We start from the raw sequence: 22783 nt of genomic DNA, 5'->3' as shown, positions 1-22783 counted from the left end.
GGAGTGAACGGATGCCGGTGAGTCGGCCGCAGGGCGGCGCGCCGTTCGGCGTGGTGGACGTGGCGGGCCCGTCGATGCGCAGGCTGCTCTCGGACGGGGACCGGGTGCTGGTGCGGTACGGCGCGCCGGTGCGCGCCGGTGCCGTGGTGCTGTTCCGGCACCCGTTCCAGCAGGACCTGCTGGTGGTCAAGCGGGCGGTGGGCCGCCGCCCGGGCGGCTGGTGGATGCTCTCGGAGAACCCGCTGGTGCACACCGACAGCCGGGAGTACGGCGCGGTGCCGCAGGAGCTGGTGCTCGGCCGGGTGCTGCTGCGGCTGCGGCCGTCACCGGCCTGGCTGGCCCCGGCGCCGTGGTTGGAGCGGGCACTGGCCCGCCGGCCGCTGGCCGGGGTGCCCGCGCTGACGGCCCGGTTCGGGGTGCTCCCGCCGGTGGACCTCAGCCCCGGGGAGTGAGCTGAGCGGCCTGCTGGGCCTCCTCGCGCTTGCGGGCGCGGTAGGCGGCGACGTTGGCCCGGGTCGCGCAGCGGTCGGAGCAGTAGCGGCGGGAGCGGTTGGTGGAGGTGTCCAGGTAGGCGTTGCGGCAGGGGGCGGCCTGGCAGATGCCGAGCCGGTCGACGCCGAGCTCGGTCAGGTGGATGGCCAGGCCCATGCAGGCGACGGCCGAGTAGTTGGCGGCGGCGGTGGGGGCGTTGTCGGCGAGGTGCAGGTGCCAGTTCGGTCGGCCGCTCGCGTCCAGGTCGTCGTGGCCGGACACCATCGGGCTGACCGGGTACTCGACCATCAGGCTGTTCAGCAGGTCGACCGCCCGGACGTCCTCGCCCCCGGCGGCGGCCTCGAACACCCCGCGCAGCCTGGTCCGGACGGCCCGCAGCCGGGGCAGGTCGGACTCGTCGGCGAGGGCGGCGGCCCGGGAGGGCCCGGGGAACAGCGCGCGCACCGCGTCCACCGAGGTCAGCGCGTCGGTGCCGCGCTCGGGCTCCTCGCTGTTCACCAGCCGGACGGCGAAGTCGGCGTACGAGGCGAGCTCCACGGGGGTCCTTCCAGAGGCGGTAACGGGCGTACAGCCTCCAGGGTATTACGCTCCGGCCGGCGCCGTGGCGGCCCGCCCGCGGGGGCGCCGGCCCCGGGAACGCCGAACGGCCCGCCGGGGGATCCGGCGGGCCGTTCGGACGGGTCCTGCGGTCAGAGCACCTTGGAGAGGAAGGCCCTGGTCCGCTCGTGCTGGGGGTTGCCGAGCACCTCGCGCGGGTGGCCGGACTCGACCACCACGCCGCCGTCCATGAAGACCAGCGCGTCGCCCACCTCGCGGGCGAAGCCCATCTCGTGGGTGACCACGATCATGGTCATGCCGTCCTCGGCGAGCCCCCGCATGACGTCGAGGACGTCACCGACCAGCTCCGGGTCGAGCGCGGAGGTGGGCTCGTCGAACAGCATCAGCTTGGGCTTCATCGCCAGCGCGCGGGCGATGGCCACCCGCTGCTGCTGGCCGCCGGACAGCTGGGAGGGGTAGCTCCTGGCCTTGTCGGCCAGCCCGACCCGCTCCAGCAGGGCCATGCCCCGCTCCCTGGCCTCGGCCTTGCTCTCGCTCTTGACCTGCACCGGCGCCTCGATGACGTTCTCTATGGCGGTCATGTGCGGGAAGAGGTTGAAGCGCTGGAAGACCATGCCGATGTCGCGACGCTTCATCGCGACCTCGCGGTCCTTGAGCTCGTAGAGCTTGTCGCCCTTCTGGCGGTAGCCGACGAGCTCGCCGTCCACCCAGAGCCGGCCGGCGTTGACCTTCTCCAGGTGGTTGATGCAGCGCAGGAAGGTGGACTTGCCGGAGCCGGACGGGCCGATCAGGCAGAACACCTCGCCCTGCTTGACCTCCAGGTCGATGCCCTTGAGCACCTCGACCAGGCCGTACGACTTGCGCACGCCCTCGGCCCGGACCATCTGGGTGCCCGGCTGGGCGTCGGCGGGGGTTCCGGTCAGATCGGTCATGACAGACCGCCTCCTTCGCCGCCGCTGCCGTCGGTTCCGGTCTCGGCGGGCTTCGGCGCCGGCTTCGGGCCGGCACCCTTGAACAGGCCCCGAATGCGCTGGATCGGGGTGGGCGGCAGGGCCCGGTTGGAGCCGCGGGCGTAGTGCCGCTCGATGTAATACTGCCCGATCGTGAGGATCGAGGTCAGGAAGAGGTACCAGAGGCTGACCACGATCAGCAGCGGGATGCTCTGGAAGTTGCGCGAGTAGATGTTCTGCCCCGCGCGGAACAGCTCCTCCAGGGAGATGACGCTGACCAGCGAGGTGGTCTTCAGCATCGAGATGGTCTCGTTGCCGGTCGGCGGGATGATCACCCGCATCGCCTGCGGCAGGATGATCCGCCGCATGGTGTCGAAGCGGTTCATGCCGAGCGCCTGCGAGGCCTCGTGCTGGCCCTCGTCCACCGACTGGATGCCGCCTCGGACGATCTCCGCCATGTACGCGGCCTCGTTCAGGCCGAGGCCGAGCAGTGCCGCCACGAAGGTCGGGATCAGGACGTTGGTCTCCTGCGACCAGAACTCGGGACCGAACGGGATGCCGATCGAGAGCCTGGCCCACAGCACCCCGAGGAAGTTCCAGAACACCAGCTGGACCAGGACGGGAGTACCGCGGAACACCCAGATGTAGACCCAGGCGGTGCCGGAGAGCAGCGGGTTCGGCGACAGCCGCATGACGGCCAGCAGGATGCCGCCGATCACACCCATGATCATGGCGAGCGCGGTCAGCTCCAGGGTGACCAGCAGGCCGTGCAGGATGCGGTCGTCGAACAGGTACTGGCCGACGAGGTCCCACTTGAATGCCGGGACGGTGAGGATGGCGTGGATCAGCATCGCCGCGAGGACGAGGATGACGGCGGCGCCGACCCAGCGTCCGGGGTGGCGGACCGGGACGGCCTTGATGACTTCAGGCCGTCCCGGGGCAGCCGGCCCCTTGTGGAGAGAGTTCACTTTGTGGCCTCAGAACAGGTCGCTGTGGAACGAGAGGGACGAGGTCAGCTGGTGGCGCCGTTGAGCTGCGCCTTGTCGATCGCGCCGGCCTCGACGCCCCACTTCTGCAGGATCTGCTTGTAGGTCCCGTCGTCGATCAGGGACTGCACGGCGGCCTGGACCGCCGGGGTGAGCGCCGAGCCCTTGGCCAGCGCGATGCCGTACGGGGCGGAGTCGGTCGTCGGGCCGAGCTTCTCCAGCTGGCCGCCGGTCTGCTTGAGCGCGTAGTCGATGACCGGGGAGTCGGCCATCATGACCTGGTCGCGGCCGGAGACCACGGCGTTGGTGACGTCCGTCTGCAGGTCGAACTTGTCGCCGTCGTTGGGCACGGGGGGCTTGCCCGCGGCCACACAGGCCGGGTTGATCACGTCGACGATCTGGTCGGCCTGGGTGGTGCCGGTCTGGACGGCGACCTTCTTGCCGCACAGGTCGTCGGGGGAGATCTTGTCGGGGTTGCCCTTCTTGACCGCCATGCCGGTGCCGGCGGTGAAGTAGGTGACCATGTCGACCGACTGCTCGCGCTCCTTCGTGTCGGTGAAGGAGCTCATGCCGAGCTGGTACTTGTTGGCGCCGATGCCCGGGATGATCGCGGTGAAGCCGGCGTTCTGGACATCGGCCTTGAGGCCCAGCTTGGCGGCGACCGCGTTGGCCAGGTCGACGTCCATGCCGACGATGGTGCCCTTGTCGTCCTGGAACTCGTTCGGCGCGTAGGAGGCGTCCGAGCCGACGATCAGCTTGCCGCCCGACTTGAGGTCGGCGGGGACCAGAGCGGCCAGCGAAGGGTCGGCCGTCACGGCCTTGACCGAGGCGCTCGGGTTCACGGCGGACCCGGACGCCGAGCTGCTCGAACCGCTGCTGCCGCAGGCGGTCAGGAGCAGGGTGCCGGCGGCGAGGGCGGCGCCGGCGGCGACGAGGCGGGGGCGAAGGGTGCGGGCGGTCATCAGGGGGATCTCCTCCTGTAGGAGAGTCGGGCGGGGCGCGCCGCGGGGGGAGCGGTGCACCATGTCCGGCGGCTCGGCGTCATTGCCGAGTCCGGCCACTACCGGTCGTTCGGTTGTGCTGGTCCTGCCTGAATTTCTGTCGCCACCCTCCGCCGAGGTGGACGAAAGTGATCGACTTCCTCGGCTTGGTGACGCCTTTCGGCAGCTAGGGCTGGGAGAGGGCCGTTGCGACCGAGTTGGGGGGAATCCTGCCACTGAGTTCCGGTGAACGGGCGCCTCTACAGATCAAAATCGGATAACGAGGCACCTCAATGTCCGCTATTCGGACGAATACCGAGCCCCTGTCACCCTGTGTATAAGTATGCAGACCGGAGTGCGCAAGGCGAGCACCCCGGCCGGGACATGACTCAGCCGCCGTTGACCACGGCGTTCTGCGCCGCGCCGTCCTTGAGGTCCCACTTGGCGAGGATCTTGTCGTACTCGCCGCTGCGGATGATCCGGTTGACCGCCTTGACCAGCGTGTCGCGCAGCTGGGTGTTGTCCTTGGCGACCGCGATCCCGTACGGGTTCGGCTGGAGCTGCTGTCCTGCCACGTCGAACTGGGCGCCGTTGACGCCCTTCTGGACGGTGTAGGCGGCCACCGGGAAGTCGTTCATGTCCGCTGCGGCCTTGCCCGAGGCGACCATCGCCAGGGCCTCCGCGTCGGTGTCGGTCAACTTGATGACCAGGGGCTTCTTGCCCTTGTCGCAGGCGCCGGTCTGGCGCTGGGCGATGTCCGCCTGGGTGGTCCCGCGCTGCACCGCGACGGTCTGCCCGCACAGGTCGTCCAGGGACTTGATGCTCTTCGGGTTGCCCTTCGCCACCAGGATCGAGGTACCGGCCATGAAGTAGTCCACGAAATCGACACCGGGGCTGATCTGCTGGCCGCTGTCGTCGGTGCCGTCACGCCGCTGACGGTTGTCGGTGATCGCCGACATGGCCATGTCGAACTGCTTGGACTGGAGCCCGGGGACCAGCTTCTCGAAGCCGGTGTCGAGGAATTCGACCTTCACCTTGAGCTCCTTGCCGATGGCTTCCGCCAGCTCGGGGTCGAGGCCGGTCGGCTGTCCGTCGGCGCCCTTGAACTCCACCGGGGCGTAGTTCAGGTCCGAGCCGATCTTCAGCACGCCGGAGGCCTTGACCGAGTCCGGGAGCCGGTCGTGCAGGACCTCCTCGGCGGGGGCACCGCCGCCGACCGAACCGCAGCCGGTGACCAGCAGGGAACCGATGGTGAGGAAAGCGCCGGTCCGGCCGAGACGGCCGGGTATGCGGGCACTGTGGTGCATGGGAGCTGCTCCTCCTGTGGGAGAGGGAGTGGTGCCGTCCCACCGGGTTGCGCGGGTGTGCGCCGGCGGTGGCGGGCGCGCGCTCGGATGCCGCCCGAGGGGGGAGCGCGACCGTCCGGTCCCGGTGGTCGATTTCGCAGATCCTGCCATCCCACCTTGATGGACCAGGTCTCGGGTGTGTCAGAATCCGGTATCGGGTGACCCCCGAAGTTCGAACGAACACAGACCGCCGGTTCGCGACAGGACCGGGGTGCACAGGACCGGAAGTCGAGGACGTCGACTCTGGATCCGAGGCACCGACTCCCCTCCGTGTCTGCGTTCACTCCTACGGGTGCGCGCGCTGGGCAGGTGTTGCCGTCACTGGCATCCCGGGTTCTTCCGAGATCCGGGTGCCGTCAAGTGGCCGTGAGGCCGTGAACAGAGCGTGACAAGGACGAAAAGGCACAGGTGCGGTGCCTTCGCCCGACCTAGGCTCAAGCGGTGTCTGTCACCTTCCCGGCTCCGGCTGGTGACGCCTGGGTACTCCCGGAAGAACAGCGCAGAACACAAGAAACCCTCATCCGAGGGCGCCGCCCGACGGCCGCGCCCCGACCCGGCCACCGGGTACGCCCCCCGCGTACCCGGGTTTTCCGTCATCCGGCCGGATCGTGCGACCGTCGGCCGTGCCCTCGCCTGATCATGACGAAGAGGTCATCGTGGCAGCGGAGATCATCCACCCCAACACCCAGGACACCGTCGATCCCGTCGACGCCGTCTTCGCCCTCCACCGTGGCGGCAAGATGGAGATCCGGGCGACCGTCCCGGTCCGCGACGCGGACGACCTGTCCCTGGCCTACACCCCCGGTGTGGCCAAGGTCTGCACCGCCATCGCCGAGCAGCCCGAGCTGGTCAACGACTACACCTGGAAGTCGAACGTGGTCGCGGTCGTCACCGACGGCACCGCCGTGCTCGGCCTCGGCGACATCGGCCCGGAGGCCTCCCTGCCCGTGATGGAGGGCAAGGCGATCCTGTTCAAGCAGTTCGGCGGCGTGGACGCGGTGCCGATCGCGCTGGCCTGCACCGAGGTGGACGAGATCGTCGAGACCGTGGTCCGGCTCGCCCCCTCCTTCGGCGGCGTCAACCTGGAGGACATCTCCGCCCCGCGCTGCTTCGAGATCGAGCGCCGGCTGCAGGACGCGCTGGACATCCCGATCTTCCACGACGACCAGCACGGCACCGCGATCGTCACCACCGCCGCGCTCTGGAACGCGGCCAAGGTGACCGGCCGGGAGATCGGCAGCCTGCGCGCCGTCATCTCCGGCGCCGGCGCCGCCGGCATCGCGATCGCCAAGATGCTGGTCGCCGCCGGCATCGGCGACGTGGCGGTCTGCGACCGGCGCGGTGTGGTCCACGAGGGCCGTGGCGACCTGACCGACGTCAAGGCCGAGATCGCCGTGCTGACCAACCGGACCGGCGTCAAGGGCACCCTCAACGACGCGCTCAAGGGCGCCGACGTGTTCATCGGCGTCTCCGGCGGCACCGTCCCGGAGGACGCCGTGGCCACCATGGCCGAGGGCTGCTTCATCTTCGCGATGGCCAACCCCACCCCGGAGATCCACCCCGAGGTCGCGCACAAGTACGCGGCCGTGGTCGCCACCGGGCGCTCCGACTTCCCGAACCAGATCAACAACGTGCTCGCCTTCCCCGGCATCTTCGCCGGCGCGCTCCAGGTCCGGGCCACCCGGATCACCGAGGGCATGAAGCTGGCCGCCGCCAAGGCCCTGGCCGCAGTGGTCGCCGACGAGCTGACGGCGCAGAAGGTCATCCCCTCGCCGTTCGACCAGCGGGTCGCACCGGCCGTCACCAAGGCCGTCGCCGAGGCGGCCCGGGCCGAGGGCGTCGCCCGTCTGTGACCCCGCTCCACGGATGACCGGCGGACGGCCGGGGAACGGACACGCGGTGCAGCTCACACCTCCGCGTGGTTCCGGGCCCCGGCCGTCGCGGCTATCGTCCGGATCATGTTCGCTGCCTACGCCGCCCGAATCGACCCCGCCGACCCGCTCGGCGGCCTCGTACTCGGGGACCTCCCGGAACCCGAGGCCCGCGAGGGCTGGAGCGTGGTGACCGTCAAGGCCGCCACCCTCAACCACCACGACCTGTGGTCGCTGCGCGGGGTCGGACTGCCCGCCGAGCGGCTGCCGATGATCCTCGGCTGCGACGCCGCGGGCGTCGACGAGCACGGCAACGAAGTGGTCCTGCACTCGGTGATCGGCCAGAGCGGCCACGGGGTCGGCCCCGGTGAGCCTCGTTCGATCCTGACCGAGCGTTACCAGGGAACCTTCGCCCAGAAGGTCGCGGTGCCGACCTGGAACCTGCTCCCCAAGCCGGCCGGCCTCAGCTTCGAGGAGGCCGCCTGCCTGCCCACCGCCTGGCTGACGGCCTATCGGATGCTCTTCACCAACGCCGGCGTCAAGCCCGGCGACACCGTGCTCGTCCAGGGCGCCGGCGGCGGCGTCTCGACCGCGCTGGTCGTCCTCGCCAAGGCCGCCGGCCTGCGGGTCTGGGTCACCGGGCGGGACGAGGCCAAGCGGGCCCGCGCGGTCGCGCTCGGCGCGGACGCCGCCTTCGAGAGCGGCGCCCGGCTGCCCGAGCGGGTCGACGCGGTGATGGAGACGGTGGGTGCGGCGACCTGGTCGCACTCGGTGAAGTCGCTGCGGCCCGGCGGCACGATCGTCATCTCCGGCGCGACCTCGGGCGCCAACCCCACGGCCACCGAGCTGAACCGGATCTTCTTCCTGGAGCTCAGGGTGGTCGGCTCGACCATGGGGACCAAGGAGGAGCTGGCCGGACTGCTCTCGCTCTGCGCCACGGCCGGGATCCGCCCGGTGATCGACAGCGTGCTGCCGCTGGCCGAGGCCCGGGACGGTTTCGTCCGGCTGGCCGAGGGCGACGTCTTCGGAAAGATCGTCCTCACCCCCTGAGTCCGGCCCCGCGCGCGGACGCGGGGTGCCAGCCGGCCCCGGGCCGGGAGACACCCCGCGTTCCGCTCCGCCGACGGTCCGTCAGCCGAGGAGGCGGTGGATCCGTTCGGCCGCCGAGGCCAGCACCGCCTGGGAATCGGCGAGTTGAGTCGGCGTCACGCCCCGGCCGTCGCGGGCCGCGTCGCGCACCCGGTCGCGGAAGCGGTCCAGCAGGCGCTCCAGCTCGCGGGCCGGATCGCCGGCCGGGTCGGTACGGGCCCAGCCGGGCAGCTCGGTGGTGGCCGGCCCGGCCCCGTCGGCGTCCTTGTCCAGGTCGATCCTGGTGACCCGGACCTCCTCGCCCTCCGACTGGCCGCCCCAGCGGGCCGCGTCCGCCAGCGAGGACAGACCCTTGGTCAGCTCGGCCAGGCCCTCGGCGAGCCCGGTCGACCAGTCGCCGCGGGCGGTGTGCTCGCGGACCTGCTGCTCCACCCGCCGCTTGAGCCGCAGCGCCTCCTGCTGCGCCGCACTGCGGGCGGCCCGGGACTGCTCGCGCAGCCGGCGGGCCTCCTGCTCGGCGGCCCGGGCCTTCTCCTTCGCGGCCCGCTCCTGCTCCTTGGCGCGCTTGGCCTGCTCCTTGGCCTGGGACTTGAACTGGGCGAACTCCTCCTTGGCGCGCTGCCAGGACTCACGGTCCCCCCAGGGCCCGGCCCACGGGTCGCCGCCCGGAGCGGCCTTGCCGGCGGCCTGCTTGGCCTCGCCCCAGAGCTCCTCGCGGAGGTCCTTGGCGTTGTCCCGGACGTCCTCGCGGATGGCGTCGGCCAGCTGGGAGACCGACTCCACGATCTCCACCTCCAGCTCGGCGAGCTCGGGCTGACGGTCGGCCAGCTCCTGGCGGCCCGCGTCGGTGAGCCGGTAGACCTTGCGGCCGCCCTCGGTGCTGTGGGTGACCAGGCCCTCCTTCTCCAGCTTGGCCAGCCGCGGGTAGACCGTGCCGGCCGAGGGCGCGTACAGGCCCTGGAAGCGCTCCTCCAGCAGGCGGATCACCTCGTAGCCGTGGCGCGGCGACTCGTCGAGCAGCTTGAGCAGGTACAGGCGCAGTCGGCCGTGGCCGAAGACCGGGGTCATCTCAGACCTCCTTCGTCAGGTCGGGGCCGGTCGGGAGCTCCTTGACCGGCTCGGGGCGGTCGTCCTCGCCCTCGGGCCGCCGGAGCACCGTCACCGGGCCGGAGACGGAGGTGACCTGGAGCTTGCCGGTGCCGGATCCGAGCTGGCCGGAGAGCCGCTTGGCGCCCCAACCGCCGGTGACCTTGAGCTCCTCGAAGGTGCTGGAGACGTCTCCGCTGGTGGAGCCGGCCTCCACCTTGGCGTCGGCGACCGAGGGCAGCCGGACGCCGACCTGGCCGCTGACCGTGGTGACCTTGATGTCGGTCGGGGTGGCCACGTCCAGGTCGAGGGTGACCGCGCCGCTGACCGAGTTGGCGAGGATCCGCTCGGCGGCGCCGGCCACCAGGGTGATCGCCCCGGAGACGGTGTTGACCTTGAGCTCGCCGGCCACCCGCTGGGCGGTCACGTCGCCGGAGACGGTGTTGGCCAGCACCCTGCCGGTCAGGCCGACCAGGGTGGCGCCGCCGCTCGCGCTGTGGGCGCCGACCCCGCCGCTGATCCCGGAGACGGTGGCCTCGGCGGAGACCGTGCCGACCTTGACCTCGGTGCCGGCCGGCACGGCCAGCGTGACCTCCGCCCGGCGCCCGCGGCGCAGCGAGCCGAAGAACTCCTTGACCGACTGCACCGACTTCACCGTCTCGCCGAAGTCGTGCCAGCCGAGGTCCTTGTAGGCCACCGTCAGCACGCCGTCCTCCAGGGTGACCAGCAGCGGCTCCCCGCTGACCTCGGTCACCTCCAGCAGCGCCGGACCGTCCGTGGCGACCACCTTGACCGCGCCGCCGACCAGTCGTACGTGCAGGGTCCTGACCGTCTCGTCGAAGCCGATCTCGTCGGGCTCACCGATCGTCCACTGGGCCATTTCCGTCCCGCCTCCCGTTCGCGATGTATCGCGTTCCTCTGTTCAACACGATATATCGCGAATCGGCGAAGTCAAGCGGTTCCGCCCACGGACACGCGAACGGCCCGGGAGGCGGTTGCCTCCCGGGCCGTTCGTCAGCGGCTCAGCCACTCACTCGTCGTCCTCGTCGTCGAGCCTGGCCAGCCAGGTGGCCAGCCGCTCGACCGGGATCTCGAAGTCCGGGTTGAGGTCGACGAACTCGCGCAGGCGCTCGGCCAGCCACTCGAAGGTGACCTCCTCGTCGCCGCGCCGGCTCTGCAGTTCCTCGATGCCGCGGTCGGTGAAGTACACGGTGCGCTCCGGTCCGGTGGGATCTGACCAGGTCAGGATAGTCGGGGTCGGTCAGCTGTCGTTGCGGTAGTAGGTGAACGAGACCTTCACCGCGCCGGTGCTCTTGTTGCCCTGCTCCACCACCTTGCCGACCACCACGCCGCCGTTGGCCCGGTTGCGCAGGCAGAAGATCCGGCCGGGCGGCAGGTCGTCGTACTTCAGGTCGGCCGCCGGGTGCTGGTCGATCGCCGCCGAGCAGGCCTCGGGGGCCAGCGACTGCTCCCGGGTGATGTAGACGTCGCTCGTCCCGGACGACCAGTCGAAGTCGTCGTAGGAGGGCGACAGGGCCCAGGTCGGCGACGCGGAGTCCGGCACCACGTTGCCGTTGGCCAGGTCGAAGCTGTGGCTGGAGTCGGGGCTGGAGAGCTCGCGGTTCTCGTACACCATCGTGTACTTGGCCGGCCGCGAGGGGGAGGCGGAGGCGGCGTCGCTCGCGCCGGCGCTGGCCTTCGCCTTGGGCGAGGGGGAGGTGACGCTCCCGATCCCGTCCTGCGAGGACGGGCTGGTGGCGCTCCGCGGGGACGGGCTCTGGGCCGCGGGGGTGGCCGCCCCGGAGCCGCCCTGCGCGGCGGTGTTCGAGGAACCGCCCTTGTCGTTCAGCTTGTTCATCAGCACCACCCCGCCGACGGTGCCGCCGAGCGCCATCACCAGGGCGACCGTCAGCAGCGCCTTCCAGGAGACCCCCTTGCGGCGGGGCTCCGGGTCGGCCGCCCGGGCCGGCGGCACCACCGGCCCGGGCGGCGGGGTGTCGAAGGACGGCTGCTGGTGCAGCTGGACGGTCGGCGTCGGGCCGGTCGGCGTCTCGGCGGCCGGCTGCGGCGGACCGAACGCGCCGAGCGGCGGACCGAAGGCGCCGGCGGCCGGCTGCGGCGGGGCGACCGGCCCGGCCGGGGCGGTGTACGCGGCGGTGGCCGCGGTCGGGTGCGGGCCCTGGTGCGCCGTCTGGTGCGCCGTCGGGGCGAGCGTGGGCGCGGTCGGCGGCAGGGTCGGCGGCGCCGGCGGCGCGGCGGGCGGGACCGGCAGCGGGGTCGGCGGGGTCCTCGGCAGGTCCGAGCGGCGGGTGATCTCGGTGTTGATCTGCCGGGGCAGCCAGTCGTCGGCGAACCGCAGCTGGCCGCCGACCGCCGGGTGGTTGCGGGCGGCCTCGATGATCTCGACCGGCCGCGGGCGGTCCTCCGGCAGCTTGGCGAGGCAGCGGGCCAGCAGCTCGCGCAGCCCCTCCGGGACGCCGTCCAGGACGGGCTCCTCGTGCACCACCCGGTAGAGCACCGCCGTCTCCGGGCCCTCGCCGAAGGGCGGGGTGCCGCCCGCGACGTACGCGGCGAGCGCGCCGAGCGCGAAGACGTCGGTGGCGGGGGTGACCGGCTTGCCCTGCGCCTGCTCGGGGGACATGAAGGCGGGTGAGCCGATCCGGAACCCGGTGCCGGTCAGCGCCGTGGCGTCGGCCGCGCGGGCGATCCCGAAGTCGATCACGCGCGGGCCGTCACCCGCGATCAGCACGTTGGCCGGCTTGAGGTCGCGGTGCACCACCTCGACGCTGTGGATCGCCTGCAGGGCCTCGGCGATGCCTCCGATCAGCAGCAGCACCGTCCGCACCGGCAGCGCGCCGTGCTCCCGGATCACCTGCTGCAACGAGGGCCCCGGAACGTACGCGGTGACCAGCCACGGCGCGTCGGCGTCCAGCCCGGAGTCGATCACCTGGGCGGTGTACAGGCCGTGGATCCGCTGCGCGTTGGTCACCTCCTGGGCGAACCGGCGGCGGAACTCCGCGTCCTCGGCGAACTCCGGACGGACCACCTTCAGCGCCACCGGCCGGCCGCCCGGGGTGTACGAGAGGTAGACCCGGCCCATGCCGCCCGCGCCCAGCCGGGCGAACAGGCGGTAGCCGCCGACCTCCCGCGGGTCCTCGGGGTGCAGCGGCTGGAAGATCGGCGGAAGTGGCGCGGCGGAGTCCCGCGGCGTGTCGGCAGTCATACGGTGCTGTCCCCCTGGGCTCGGAAGTCGTCCTCGCCGCCGCCCGGTGCGGGCACGGGGGGCAGCGTGCGGGCCCAACCTATCGGTGCGTCAGGTCGACGTCCCGGCGAGTTGCCGATTTGGTTGCAGAGCTGTGGCCTTGACGGATGCTCCGATCGCGCGGCGTCCGGGCCGCGGCCGGGCCGGCCCCGGCCGTCCCGGGACGCACGCGGGCCCGGACCCCGCCGGAGCGGGGCCCGGGCCCGGGCCGTACTGATCAGGCGTCAGCCGTTCAGAGGCTGAACACCTCGTCGAGCAGGGCCTGCTGCTCGGCGGCGTGCCGCTTGGCCGAGCCGACCGCCGGGGCCGACGAGGCCGGGCGGGCGACCCGCCGCAGGCGGGCGGCGCCGCCGTTGGCGCTGCGGCCGACGACGACCTGGAGGTGGTCCACCAGGTTCATCGCGATGAACGGCCACGCACCCTGGTTGGCCGGCTCCTCCTGCGCCCAGATGAACTGGACGTCCTCGCCGTACCGGCCCAGCTCCTCCTGGAGCTCGGCCACCGGCAGCGGGTAGAGCCGCTCGACCCGGACGATCGCGGTGTCGGTGACCCCGCGCTCGGTGCGGGACGCCTCCAGGTCGTAGTAGAACTTGCCGGAGGTGATCACCACCTTGCGGACGTTCGCCGGGTCGACCGAGTGGTCCCCGATCACCGGGCGGAACGAGCCGGAGGTGAACTCCGAGGTCGCCGAGGCCGCCGCCTTCAGACGCAGCATCGACTTCGGGGTGAAGACGATCAGCGGCTTGTGGTGCGGGTTGTGGACCTGCCACCGCAGGAGGTGGAAGTAGTTCGACGGCGAGGTCGGCATCGCGACCGTCATGTTGTCCTGCGCGCACATCTGGAGGAAGCGCTCCGGGCGGGCGGACGAGTGGTCCGGGCCCTGGCCCTCGTAGCCGTGCGGCAGCAGCAGGGTGACGCCGGAGTGCTGGCCCCACTTCTGCTCGGCGGACGCGATGTACTCGTCCACCATGGTCTGCGCGCCGTTGACGAAGTCGCCGAACTGCGCCTCCCACATGACCAGCGCGTTCGGGCGGGTCAGCGAGTAGCCGTACTCGAAGCCCATCGCCGCGTACTCCGACAGCAGGCTGTCGTAGACGGTGTAGCGGGCCTGGTCCTCGGTCAGGTACAGCAGCGGGGTGTAGTCCTCGCCGCTGTTGCGGTCGATCAGGACCGCGTGGCGCTGGCCGAAGGTGCCGCGGCGGCTGTCCTGGCCGGCGAGGCGGACCGGGTGGCCCTCCATCAGCAGCGAGCCGATGGCGAGGGTCTCGCCGGTGGCCCAGTCGATGGTGTTGTCCTCGACCGAGGCCGCGCGGCGCTGCAGCTGCGGCAGCAGGCGCGGGTGGACGGTCAGCCAGTCCGGCAGGTTGACCTGCGAGGCTGCGATCCGCTTGACGGTCTCCTCGGAGATCGCGGTCTGGATGTTGACCGGGAAGTCGGCGACCGGCTTGCCGTTGGTGGCGGGCTGCTGCGCGCCGGCGGCCTGACGGACCTCGGAGAAGACCTTCTCCAGCTGGCCCTGGAAGTCCTGGAGCGCCTGCTCCGCCTCTTCCATGGTGATGTCGCCGCGACCGATCAGGCCCTCGGTGTACAGCTTGCGCACCGAACGCTTCTTGTCGATCAGGTCGTACATCAGCGGCTGGGTGAACGACGGGTTGTCGGCCTCGTTGTGACCGCGGCGGCGGTAGCAGATGAGGTCGATCACGACGTCCTTGTGGAACGTCTGGCGGAACTCGAAGGCGAGCCGCGCGACGCGGACCACGGCCTCCGGGTCGTCGCCGTTCACGTGGAAGATCGGGGCCTCGATCATCCGCGCCACGTCGGTGCAGTACATCGACGAACGGCTGCTGGCCGGGGCGGCGGTGAAGCCGACCTGGTTGTTGACGACCAGGTGGATGGTGCCACCGGTGCGGTAGCCGCGCAGCTGGGACATGTTCAGCGTCTCGGCCACCACGCCCTGGCCCGCGAAGGCCGCGTCGCCGTGGATCTGGATCGGCAGCACCGGGAAGGAGGTGCCGCCCTGGTCCAGGACGTCCTGCTTGGCGCGGACGATGCCCTCGACGACCGGGTCGACCGTCTCCAGGTGGGACGGGTTCGCGGCGAGCGACACCTTGATGGTCTCGCCGTCCAGGCCGGTGAAGGTGCCGTCGGCGCCCAGGTGGTACTTGACGTCACCGGAGCCGTGCATGGACTTCGGGTCGAGGTTGCCCTCGAACTCGCCGAAGATCCGGGAGTACGGCTTGCCGACGATGTTCGCCAGCACGTTGAGGCGGCCACGGTGGGCCATGCCGATGACGGCCTCGTCCAGACGGTGCTCGGCGGCGGCGTCGATGGTCGCGTCCAGCAGCGGGATCAGCGACTCACCGCCCTCCAGCGAGAAGCGCTTCTGGCCGACGTACTTGGTCTGCAGGAAGGTCTCGAACGCCTCCGCCGAGTTCAGCCGGCGCAGGATGCGCAGCTGCTCCTCGCGCTCGGGCTTCGAGTACGGCTTCTCCAGGCGCTCCTGCAGCCACTTGCGCTGCTTCGGGTCCTGGATGTGCATGTACTCGATGCCGACGGTGCGGCAGTACGTGTTGCGCAGCAGGCCGAGGATGTCGCGCAGCTTCATCATGCGCTGGCCGCCGAAGCCGCCGACCGCGAACTCCCGCTCCAGGTCCCACAGGGTGAGGCCGTGCTGGACGACGTCCAGGTCGGGGTGCTTGCGCTGCTTGTACTCCAGCGGGTCGGTGTCGGCCATCAGGTGGCCGCGCACACGGTACGCGTGGATCAGCTCCATGACGCGCGCGGTCTTGTTGACCTCGTCGTCGTGGGTGGTGGCGACGTCGGTCGCCCAGCGCACCGGCTCGTACGGGATCCGCAGGGACTCGAAGACCTCGTCGTAGAAGTCGTGCCCGCCCAGCAGCAGCTGGTGGATCGTGCGCAGGAACTCGCCGGACGCCGCGCCCTGGATGACCCGGTGGTCGTAGGTCGAGGTGAGCGTCATGGTCTTGGAGATGCCCAGGCGGGCCAGGGTCTCCTGGGAGGAGCCCTGGAACTCGGCCGGGTACTCCATCGCGCCGACGCCGACGATGGTGCCCTGGTTCTGCATCAGGCGCGGCACGGAGTGCACGGTGCCGATGCCGCCGGGGTTCGTCAGCGAGACGGTGACGCCGGTGAAGTCGTCCATCGTCAGCTTGTTGGCGCGGGCCCGGCGGACGATGTCCTCGTAGGCCTGCCAGAAGCCGAAGAAGTCGAGGGTCTCGGCCTTCTTGATCGCCGCGACCACGAGCTGGCGGTCGCCGTTGGGCTTCACCAGGTCGATGGCCAGGCCCAGGTTCACGTGGGCCGGCTTCACCAGGAACGGCTTGCCGTCCTTGATCTGGTAGCTGTGGTTCATGCCCGGGCTGGCCTTGATGGCCTGGACCAGGGCGTAACCGATCAGGTGCGTGAAGGAGACCTTGCCACCGCGGGCGCGCTGCAGGTGGTTGTTGATGACGATGCGGTTGTCGATCAGCAGCTTGGCCGGAACGGCGCGCACCGACGTCGCGGTCGGGACCTCCAGCGAGGCGTCCATGTTGGTGGCGACGGCCTTGGCCGGGCCACGCAGCGGGACGAGCTCGGGCCCGTCGGCGGCCGGAGCGGCGGCCTGGGCCGGCGGTGCGGCTTTCGGCGCCGGCGGCGCGGCGGGGGCTGCGGCGACGGGCGCGGGCGCCGGCTGGACCGGCGCGACGGCCGGGGCAGCGGGGGCGGACGCGACCGGAACGGCAGCGGCAGGGGCAGCGGGAGCGGCAACGGTGGTCGGCGTGGGGCCGACCGGGGTTGCGGCCTGGGTCACTGAAGTCACCTCGGTACCGGGCTTGTAGTCGGCGAAAAAGTCCCACCAGGCTCGGTCGACCGAGTTGGGATCCTGGAGGTACTGCTGGTAGATCTCGTCGACGAGCCACTCATTGGGGCCGAAGCCAGTGGAGCTTGCCGAGCTGCTGGGGGTTTCTGGGTGTGGCGACACGGGGCAACCGCCCTCTTCCGCTTCCTTTTGGGATGGTGGACAGCGGGGATTAAGGCTACGCCCCTGACCAGTGATCGCGCAGTCCCCGGGGGCCAGGCGTCGCCCAGATCACAGTGCCGAGCTGCAATTTGGCCGAATGTGTGCGTTAGAAACCCGTCAAGTATGGGAACTCGAGCACACCATTCACCCGTCCATACTGTCATCAAGTCGGACAAAAACCCAGTTCAGGCCCGGAGTGGGCGGATCCGACCGGGCCCCGCGCCCGCTGTGTCCCAGTTCTGTGACAACCCTGCGGAGGCGGCGTGCGGACGTCAGGCCGGCACCCGCGCCTCACCCGGCAGGGTGACCTCGATCCGGCAGCCGCGGTTGGCCTCGGCCACCCGGATCTCGCCGCCGTGCAGATCGACCGCCCAGCGCGCGATCGCCAGCCCCAGTCCGGTGCCGCCGTCGCTGCCCGGGCCCTGGGCGGTGGCGCTGCCGGCCCGCCCGAAGCGTTCGAACACCCGCTCGCGGTCCTCGACCCGGATCCCCGGGCCCTGGTCCTCGACGGTCAGCAGCAGGGCGCCCGGCGCCTCGCCGGGACGGGCCCGGACGGTCACCGTGCCACCGGCGGGGGAGTGCTTGCAGGCGTTGTCGACCAGGTTGGCGACCACCTGGTGCAGTCGCTCCGGGTCGGCCACGGCGCTCAGCCCGCCGGGCTTCACGTCCAGCCGCAGCCGCAGGTCGCCGCGCCGGCCGTAGGCGCCGCCCGCGGTCGCGCCGTCGACGGTCACCCCGCGCAGCACCCCGTCCAGGAACGGCTGGACCTCGAACGGGCGGGCGTCCAGCGGGACGACCCCGTCGTCGAGCTTGGACAGGTCGAGCAGATGGGTGACCAGGCGGCCGAGTCGTTCGGTCTGCTCCAGCGCGGCACCGAGGGTGGTGGGACTGGGCTGGACCACCCCGTCCACCACGTTCTCCAGCACGGCGCGCAACGCGGCGATGGGCGTGCGCAGCTCGTGCGAGACGTTGGCGATCAGCTCGCGGCGGTGCCGGTCGGCCGCCTCCAGGTCGCCGGCCATCCGGTTGAAGGTGGCGGCCAGCTCGCCGATCTCGTCGCGGGAGGCGACGTGCACCCGGGCGCTGTAGTCGCCGTCGGCCATCGCCCGGGCGGCCGCGGTCATGTCGCGCAGCGGCGCGGTCAGGCCGTGGGCCAGGAACTGCATGAACAGCAGCGAGGCGATGATCGAGAAGATCATGATGATGCGGATCTGGGTCTCGGACCGGATCGCGACCACGACCATCCCGGTGGCCAGCACCACGGAGACGATCACCAGCAGGGCCAGCTTGCCCTTGATCGAGCGGACCGGGTCGAGCGGCCGGATGTCGGCCCAGACCCTCAGGACGGCGCGGGTGGCCAGGTTGGGGGGCGGGGCGGCCTTGGCGTCCCCGCTGCGTTGCTGTGGAAAGGTCATGGTGTCCCTGACGTCGTCCCGCACCGCGCGGGTGCGGAGGTCCGCCGGGCGCGACAGTACGACCTGGGCCCCCCGGTGGCCCAAGTCGTCGGCGCGGCCGACTAGGAGAGCGGTGCCTCCAGGGCGTACCCGACGCCGTGCACCGTGCGGATCCAGCTGGCACCGATCTTGCGGCGCAGCGCCTTGACGTGGCTGTCGACCGTGCGGGTGCCCGAGGCGTCCGTCCAGTCCCAGACCTCGGCGAGCAGCTGCTCGCGGGTGAGCACCGCGCGCGGCTGCGCGGCCAGGCAGGCCAGCAGGTCGAACTCGGTCGGCGTCAGGTGGACGTCGCCCGCGCCGAGCCGCACCCGGCGCTGGACGTGGTCGATCTCCAGCTCGCCGAAGCGCAGGCTGCCGAGGGCCGGCGTCCTGGCCGCCTGCTGGGCGCGCTCCACGCGGCGCAGCAGCACGTTGACCCGGGCCGCCAGCTCGCGCATCGAGAACGGCTTGGTCATGTAGTCGTCCGCGCCGACCCCGAGGCCGACCAGCAGGTCGGTCTCGTCGTCGCGTGCGGTCAGCATGAGGACCGGCACCGGGCGCTGGGCCTGGATCCGGCGGCAGACCTCCAGGCCGTCGAAGCCGGGAAGCATGATGTCGAGCACGACGAGGTCGGGCTGCCAGGTGTGGAAGCCGTCCACCGCGCCGGGGCCGTCGTGGGCCACGGCGACCTTGAACCCCTCGGCGCCCAGCCGGGCGGCGATGGATTCGGCGATGGTGGGCTCGTCCTCGACGACGAGTACTCGTCGCTGAGTGCCCACCGGGTTGCTGCCGGTGTTCTCTTGCTGCATTTCTGTCACGGTCACGCCACCGCCCCCAGGGCTGCGGGCCGGCCACCTGTGGGGGTGGCGGGGCTCCGCTCGTAGTCGTCTTGTTTCCGTCTGGGCTTCGCCCGGGTTGCCGGATCCGCCGTGCACCCTTCCGCCGAAGGTGCGGGAGCGGGTGGTACGCCGTGTGGGCCGTCGTACCTCTCCGTACTCCACGCAGGGTACGGACACCGTGCCCGTTTCGGCAGGTGGACCGGACATTTCCGGCCCACGGGCCGGAACCGGTCCGGAACCGGACCGGGCACGGGGCGATACCTTACCCGGCCGAAATCCACCCCCATGACGGTACGTATGCCGTCCAATCGGATGATCAGTCCGGGGCGGGAAGCTACTCGTCCGTAAACAGAGGGTTGGTCCGTACCAGTGCGGCGGCGGCCCGGCGGCCGGGACCTGATGAATTCTCAGCGGATCCCCAGCGGACTCCCAGGGAGTCGACGTATCGTGACCACGACAAGTCTTCGGTGGGATCACCGGCGCTCGAACGGGCGTTGAGGGGGAGTAGGACGACCGGCCCGCGGACGGAGGCGCGATGACGGACACCGACGGCCGCTCCGCCGTGACCGGCGCCGACCGCTGCCGCGCCCTGCTGCGCCTGCTGCCCACCCCGGTGCGCAACCCCTTCGCGTTCGGCTACCTCGCCCTGCTGCTCGGCACCACGCTGTTCGCGCGCTTCGGCGACCCCGATCTGGTCCAGCGGCTCCAGGCGGCCTCCAGCAGCGACGCCCACAACCTGCTCGTCCGCCCGGTCTCCGCCCTGCTGCTGAGCGGGGCGTGGGTGGCCGGGCCGGTGTGGATGCCGTACTTCTGGGCCTTCCTCGCCACCGTCGCCCCGCTGGAACGCCGGGTCGGCGGGCTGCGGGCCGCCGCGGTGTTCGCCGCCGGGCACGTCACGGCCACCCTGGTCTCCCAGGCGGTCGTGGTCGCCGCGGTGGCCGGCGGGAGTCTCGGGACGGACGCGCTGGACGCGCTGGACATCGGTGTCAGCTACGGCGTGCTGACCAGCCTCGGCGCCCTCGCCGGGCTGCTGCCCGCGGCGGGCCGGGTGGTCGCGCTGGGCGTCGCCGGCGCACTCGTCGGCAACCAGCTGCTCACCGACCACGACCTGGTCACCGGAGTCGGCCACCCGGTCGCGCTGCTGGTCGGCATCGCACTGTGGGGCCGGCTGCGCCGCGGCCCGGGCCTGCGGACGGAGCCGCTGTGGGCGCGCGTCTGGCCGACCCGGCGCACTGCCCCCGCGCGCTCCGAAGTCTGACCGCCGGGTCCCCCTTCTACTCCAGCTCCACGTCCGCCCGCTCTCCCGCCGATCGCTCAGGGCGAACATCGGGCGGGGAACAATCGGCTCGCGCCAAACCTTAGTCAGGTCAACTCAACTTCGCTGACTGGGGAGAGATCATGGCATCGACGTCCACTCCGCTCACTCTGCCCGTGCTGCCGCTCGACGACGAGGTCGTGCTTCCCGGCATGGTCGTCCCGCTCGACCTCTCCGACACCGAGGTGCGCGCGGCCGTCGAGGCCGCCCGGGCCGGCGCGCGCGGGGCGGGCAAACCGCAGGTGCTGCTGGTGCCGCGACTGGACGGCTCGTACGGCGCGGTCGGCACCCTGGCCACCGTCGAGCAGGTCGGGCGGCTGGCCGACGGCGATCCGGCCGCCCTGGTCCGGGCCGTCCGACGGGTGCGGATCGGCTCCGGCACCACCGGGCCCGGCGCCGCGCTGTGGGTGGAGACCACCCCCTTCCGCGAGTCCGACCCCGGCCTCCCGGTGGCCGGTCGCGCCGCCGAACTGGTCAGGGAGTACAAGGCGCTGTCCACCCAGTGGCTGCGCAAGCGCGGCGCCTGGCAGATCGTCGACCGGGTCGCCCAGATCGACGACGTCGGCGAGCTCGCGGACAACATCGGCTACGCCCCCTTCGCCACCGTCGAGCAGAAGCTCAAGGTGCTGCTGGAGTCGGACCAGGTGGCCCGCCTGGAGTACGCGCTGACCTTGCTGCGCGACCACCTCGCCGAGGAGGAGGTCAACGACACCATCCGCAAGGACGTCGAGGAGGGGGTCGCCAAGCAGCAGAAGGAGTTCCTGCTGCGCCGTCAGCTGGAGGCCGTCCGCAAGGAGCTGGCCGAGCTGAACGGCGACCCCGCCGACGAGGAGGACGACTACCGGGCCCGGGTGGAGGCCGCCGACCTGCCCGGCAAGGTGCGGGAGGCCGCGCTCAAGGAGGTCGACAAGCTGGAGCGCTCCTCCGACCAGTCGCCCGAGGGCTCCTGGATCCGCACCTGGCTGGACACCGTCCTGGAGCTGCCCTGGAACGAGCGCACCGAGGACGCCTACGACATCGCGGGTGCCCGCGCCGTGCTGGACGCCGACCACGCCGGCCTCGCCGACGTGAAGGACCGGATCGTCGAGTACCTGGCCGTCCGCAAGCGCCGGGCCGACCAGGGGCTCGGCCGGACCGGCGGCCCCGGAGCGGACGGGGCGGCGCGCACCGCCCCGACCGAGGGCGGCGACGGGCGACGGGCGGGCGGCGCGGTACTGGCCCTGGTCGGCCCGCCCGGCGTCGGCAAGACCTCGCTGGGCGAGTCCGTGGCCCGCGCGATGGGCCGCTCCTTCGTCCGGGTCGCGCTCGGCGGCGTCCGCGACGAGGCGGAGATCCGCGGCCACCGCCGCACCTACGTCGGGGCCATCCCCGGCCGGATCGTCCGGGCGGTCAAGGAGGCCGGGTCGATGAACCCGGTGGTGCTGCTGGACGAGATCGACAAGGTCGGCTCGGACTACCGGGGCGACCCGGCCGCGGCCCTGCTGGAGGTGCTGGACCCGGCGCAGAACCACACCTTCCGCGACCACTACCTGGAGGTCGAGCTTGACCTCTCCGACGTGGTCTTCCTCGCCACCGCCAACGTGCTGGAGGCCATCCCCGAGCCGCTGCTCGACCGGATGGAGCTGGTCCGGCTGGACGGCTACACCGAGGACGAGAAGGTCGTCATCGCCCGCGACCACCTGCTGCCCAGGCAACTGGAGAAGGCCGGGCTCACCCCGGAGGAGGCCGCCGTCGGCGAGGGCGCGCTGCGCCGCCTGGCGGGCGAGTACACCCGCGAGGCGGGCGTGCGGAACCTGGAGCGCTCGATCGCCCGGATCCTGCGCAAGGTCGCGGCGCAGAGCGAGCTGGGCGAGCGCGAGTTGCCGGTCGCGATCGGCCCGGACGACCTGCGGGCGCTGATCGGCCGGCCGCACCACGTCCCCGAGTCGGCCCAGGAGCCGGCCGAGCGGCGCACCGCCGTCCCGGGCGTGGCCACCGGACTGGCCGTCACCGGTGCGGGCGGCGACGTCCTCTACATCGAGGCCTCGCTGGCCGACGCGGTGACCGGCTCGACCGGACTGACCCTCACCGGGCAGCTGGGCGACGTGATGAAGGAGTCCGCGCACATCGCGCTCTCCTTCCTGCGCTCGCGCGGCGCCGAACTGGAACTGCCGGTCACCGGGCTGCGCGAGCAGGGCATCCACCTGCACGTGCCGGCCGGCGCCGTCCCCAAGGACGGGCCCAGCGCGGGCATCACCATGACCACCGCGCTGGCCTCGCTGCTGTCGGGCCGCAAGGTGCGCACGGACGTCGCGATGACCGGCGAGGTCTCGCTGACCGGACGGGTGCTGCCGATCGGCGGGGTGAAGCAGAAGTTGCTCGCCGCCGACCGGGCCGGGATCACCACGGTGATCATCCCCAGGCGCAACGAGCCGGACCTGGACGAGGTCCCGGCCGAGGTGCTGGAACGGCTGACGGTGCATCCGGTCTCCGACGTCCGGGAGGTGCTGAAGCTGGCCCTGGAGCCGGCCGAGGTGCTGGTGGCCGCCTGACGGAGGGTCTGCCCGGGGGCGCCG

At 71.8% G+C, this 22783-nt stretch carries 17 protein-coding genes; 5 read left to right on the top strand and 12 right to left on the bottom strand.

Annotation, left to right across the window (positions count from 1 at the left end; genetic code table 11):
• Positions 1-11 precede the first annotated feature (11 nt).
• Complete coding sequence (gene sodX, locus ACIOFR_RS12875) at positions 12-452, top strand: nickel-type superoxide dismutase maturation protease (protein WP_400995669.1); 441 nt, start codon at positions 12-14, stop codon at positions 450-452.
• Here the strand turns inward: sodX and ACIOFR_RS12870 are convergent.
• From ACIOFR_RS12870 to ACIOFR_RS12850, 5 genes are all read right to left on the bottom strand, one after another.
• A complete protein-coding gene (locus ACIOFR_RS12870; RefSeq protein WP_400995667.1) occupies positions 436-1029 on the bottom strand; it encodes a CGNR zinc finger domain-containing protein in 594 nt (197 codons plus the stop codon). The two genes, sodX and ACIOFR_RS12870, sit on opposite strands and share 17 nt — an antisense overlap.
• A 152-nt stretch (positions 1030-1181) precedes the next feature.
• On the bottom strand, positions 1182-1934 hold the full coding sequence (locus ACIOFR_RS12865) for an amino acid ABC transporter ATP-binding protein (RefSeq protein WP_400995853.1): 753 nt from the start codon (positions 1932-1934) through the stop codon (positions 1182-1184).
• A gap of 44 nt (positions 1935-1978) precedes the next feature.
• Entirely contained in the window at positions 1979-2968 is a 990-nt protein-coding gene (locus ACIOFR_RS12860) for an amino acid ABC transporter permease (protein ID WP_400995665.1), read from the bottom strand.
• A 44-nt stretch (positions 2969-3012) separates the two neighbouring features.
• Positions 3013-3948: an ABC transporter substrate-binding protein gene (locus ACIOFR_RS12855; RefSeq protein WP_400995662.1), complete on the bottom strand. Its 936-nt coding sequence runs from the start codon at positions 3946-3948 to the stop codon at positions 3013-3015.
• Positions 3949-4355: 407 nt separating this feature from the next.
• The gene (locus ACIOFR_RS12850; protein ID WP_400995660.1) at positions 4356-5273 is read right to left on the bottom strand and encodes an ABC transporter substrate-binding protein; all 918 of its coding nucleotides are present in this window, start codon (positions 5271-5273) and stop codon (positions 4356-4358) included.
• A gap of 695 nt (positions 5274-5968) precedes the next feature.
• Between ACIOFR_RS12850 and ACIOFR_RS12845 the strand changes: the two genes are divergently transcribed.
• Together ACIOFR_RS12845 and ACIOFR_RS12840 are read left to right on the top strand one after the other, a co-directional pair.
• A complete protein-coding gene (locus ACIOFR_RS12845) occupies positions 5969-7165 on the top strand; it encodes an NADP-dependent malic enzyme (RefSeq protein ID WP_400995657.1) in 1197 nt (398 codons plus the stop codon).
• A 105-nt stretch (positions 7166-7270) separates the two neighbouring features.
• Positions 7271-8233, top strand: coding sequence for a zinc-binding dehydrogenase (locus tag ACIOFR_RS12840; RefSeq protein WP_400995654.1), 963 nt, complete (start codon positions 7271-7273; stop codon positions 8231-8233).
• Between the two features lie 81 nt (positions 8234-8314).
• Here ACIOFR_RS12840 and ACIOFR_RS12835 read toward each other — a convergent pair whose 3' ends face one another.
• From ACIOFR_RS12835 to ACIOFR_RS12805, 7 genes are all read right to left on the bottom strand, one after another.
• Entirely contained in the window at positions 8315-9340 is a 1026-nt protein-coding gene (locus tag ACIOFR_RS12835; protein WP_400995652.1) for a helix-turn-helix transcriptional regulator, read from the bottom strand.
• Between the two features lies 1 nt (position 9341).
• Positions 9342-10238 (bottom strand): DUF4097 family beta strand repeat-containing protein, encoded by an 897-nt coding sequence (locus ACIOFR_RS12830; protein ID WP_400995649.1) that lies wholly within the window; start codon positions 10236-10238, stop codon positions 9342-9344.
• Between the two features lie 150 nt (positions 10239-10388).
• Positions 10389-10568 (bottom strand): DUF6104 family protein, encoded by a 180-nt coding sequence (locus ACIOFR_RS12825; protein WP_400995646.1) that lies wholly within the window; start codon positions 10566-10568, stop codon positions 10389-10391.
• Positions 10569-10619: 51 nt separating this feature from the next.
• Entirely contained in the window at positions 10620-12581 is a 1962-nt protein-coding gene (locus tag ACIOFR_RS12820; protein WP_400995643.1) for a protein kinase, read from the bottom strand.
• Between the two features lie 271 nt (positions 12582-12852).
• Entirely contained in the window at positions 12853-16602 is a 3750-nt protein-coding gene (locus ACIOFR_RS12815; protein ID WP_400995640.1) for a multifunctional oxoglutarate decarboxylase/oxoglutarate dehydrogenase thiamine pyrophosphate-binding subunit/dihydrolipoyllysine-residue succinyltransferase subunit, read from the bottom strand.
• Positions 16603-16913: 311 nt separating this feature from the next.
• The gene (locus ACIOFR_RS12810; RefSeq protein ID WP_400995638.1) at positions 16914-18056 is read right to left on the bottom strand and encodes a sensor histidine kinase; all 1143 of its coding nucleotides are present in this window, start codon (positions 18054-18056) and stop codon (positions 16914-16916) included.
• A 101-nt stretch (positions 18057-18157) separates the two neighbouring features.
• Complete coding sequence (locus ACIOFR_RS12805) at positions 18158-18883, bottom strand: response regulator transcription factor (protein WP_400995636.1); 726 nt, start codon at positions 18881-18883, stop codon at positions 18158-18160.
• A gap of 565 nt (positions 18884-19448) precedes the next feature.
• Here ACIOFR_RS12805 and ACIOFR_RS12800 point away from each other — a divergent pair.
• Both ACIOFR_RS12800 and lon read left to right on the top strand, forming a co-directional pair.
• On the top strand, positions 19449-20171 hold the full coding sequence (locus tag ACIOFR_RS12800) for a rhomboid-like protein (RefSeq protein ID WP_400995634.1): 723 nt from the start codon (positions 19449-19451) through the stop codon (positions 20169-20171).
• A 140-nt stretch (positions 20172-20311) separates the two neighbouring features.
• Entirely contained in the window at positions 20312-22759 is a 2448-nt protein-coding gene (gene lon / locus ACIOFR_RS12795; protein ID WP_400995632.1) for an endopeptidase La, read from the top strand.
• Positions 22760-22783 lie beyond the last annotated feature (24 nt).

The sequence above is a fragment of the Kitasatospora sp. NPDC088346 genome, from assembly GCF_044740765.1.
GTDB lineage: Bacteria > Actinomycetota > Actinomycetes > Streptomycetales > Streptomycetaceae > Kitasatospora.
Note: the sequence above shows the minus strand (reverse complement) of the source record. Positions and strands in the feature narration are given on the sequence as shown.

Excerpts from the sequence above, each read along its gene's own strand:
- ACIOFR_RS12835 (WP_400995652.1), bottom strand. The coding sequence starts at position 9,340 with ATGACCCCGGTCTTCGGCCACGGCCGACTGCGCCTGTACCTGCTCAAG.
- ACIOFR_RS12805 (WP_400995636.1), bottom strand. The coding sequence starts at position 18,883 with ATGCAGCAAGAGAACACCGGCAGCAACCCGGTGGGCACTCAGCGACGA.
- lon (WP_400995632.1), top strand. The coding sequence starts at position 20,312 with ATGGCATCGACGTCCACTCCGCTCACTCTGCCCGTGCTGCCGCTCGAC.
- ACIOFR_RS12865 (WP_400995853.1), bottom strand. The coding sequence starts at position 1,934 with ATGGTCCGGGCCGAGGGCGTGCGCAAGTCGTACGGCCTGGTCGAGGTG.
- ACIOFR_RS12830 (WP_400995649.1), bottom strand. The coding sequence starts at position 10,238 with ATGGCCCAGTGGACGATCGGTGAGCCCGACGAGATCGGCTTCGACGAG.
- sodX (WP_400995669.1), top strand. The coding sequence starts at position 12 with ATGCCGGTGAGTCGGCCGCAGGGCGGCGCGCCGTTCGGCGTGGTGGAC.
- ACIOFR_RS12810 (WP_400995638.1), bottom strand. The coding sequence starts at position 18,056 with ATGACCTTTCCACAGCAACGCAGCGGGGACGCCAAGGCCGCCCCGCCC.
- ACIOFR_RS12820 (WP_400995643.1), bottom strand. The coding sequence starts at position 12,581 with ATGACTGCCGACACGCCGCGGGACTCCGCCGCGCCACTTCCGCCGATC.
- ACIOFR_RS12855 (WP_400995662.1), bottom strand. The coding sequence starts at position 3,948 with ATGACCGCCCGCACCCTTCGCCCCCGCCTCGTCGCCGCCGGCGCCGCC.
- ACIOFR_RS12840 (WP_400995654.1), top strand. The coding sequence starts at position 7,271 with ATGTTCGCTGCCTACGCCGCCCGAATCGACCCCGCCGACCCGCTCGGC.
- ACIOFR_RS12800 (WP_400995634.1), top strand. The coding sequence starts at position 19,449 with ATGACGGACACCGACGGCCGCTCCGCCGTGACCGGCGCCGACCGCTGC.
- ACIOFR_RS12850 (WP_400995660.1), bottom strand. The coding sequence starts at position 5,273 with ATGCACCACAGTGCCCGCATACCCGGCCGTCTCGGCCGGACCGGCGCT.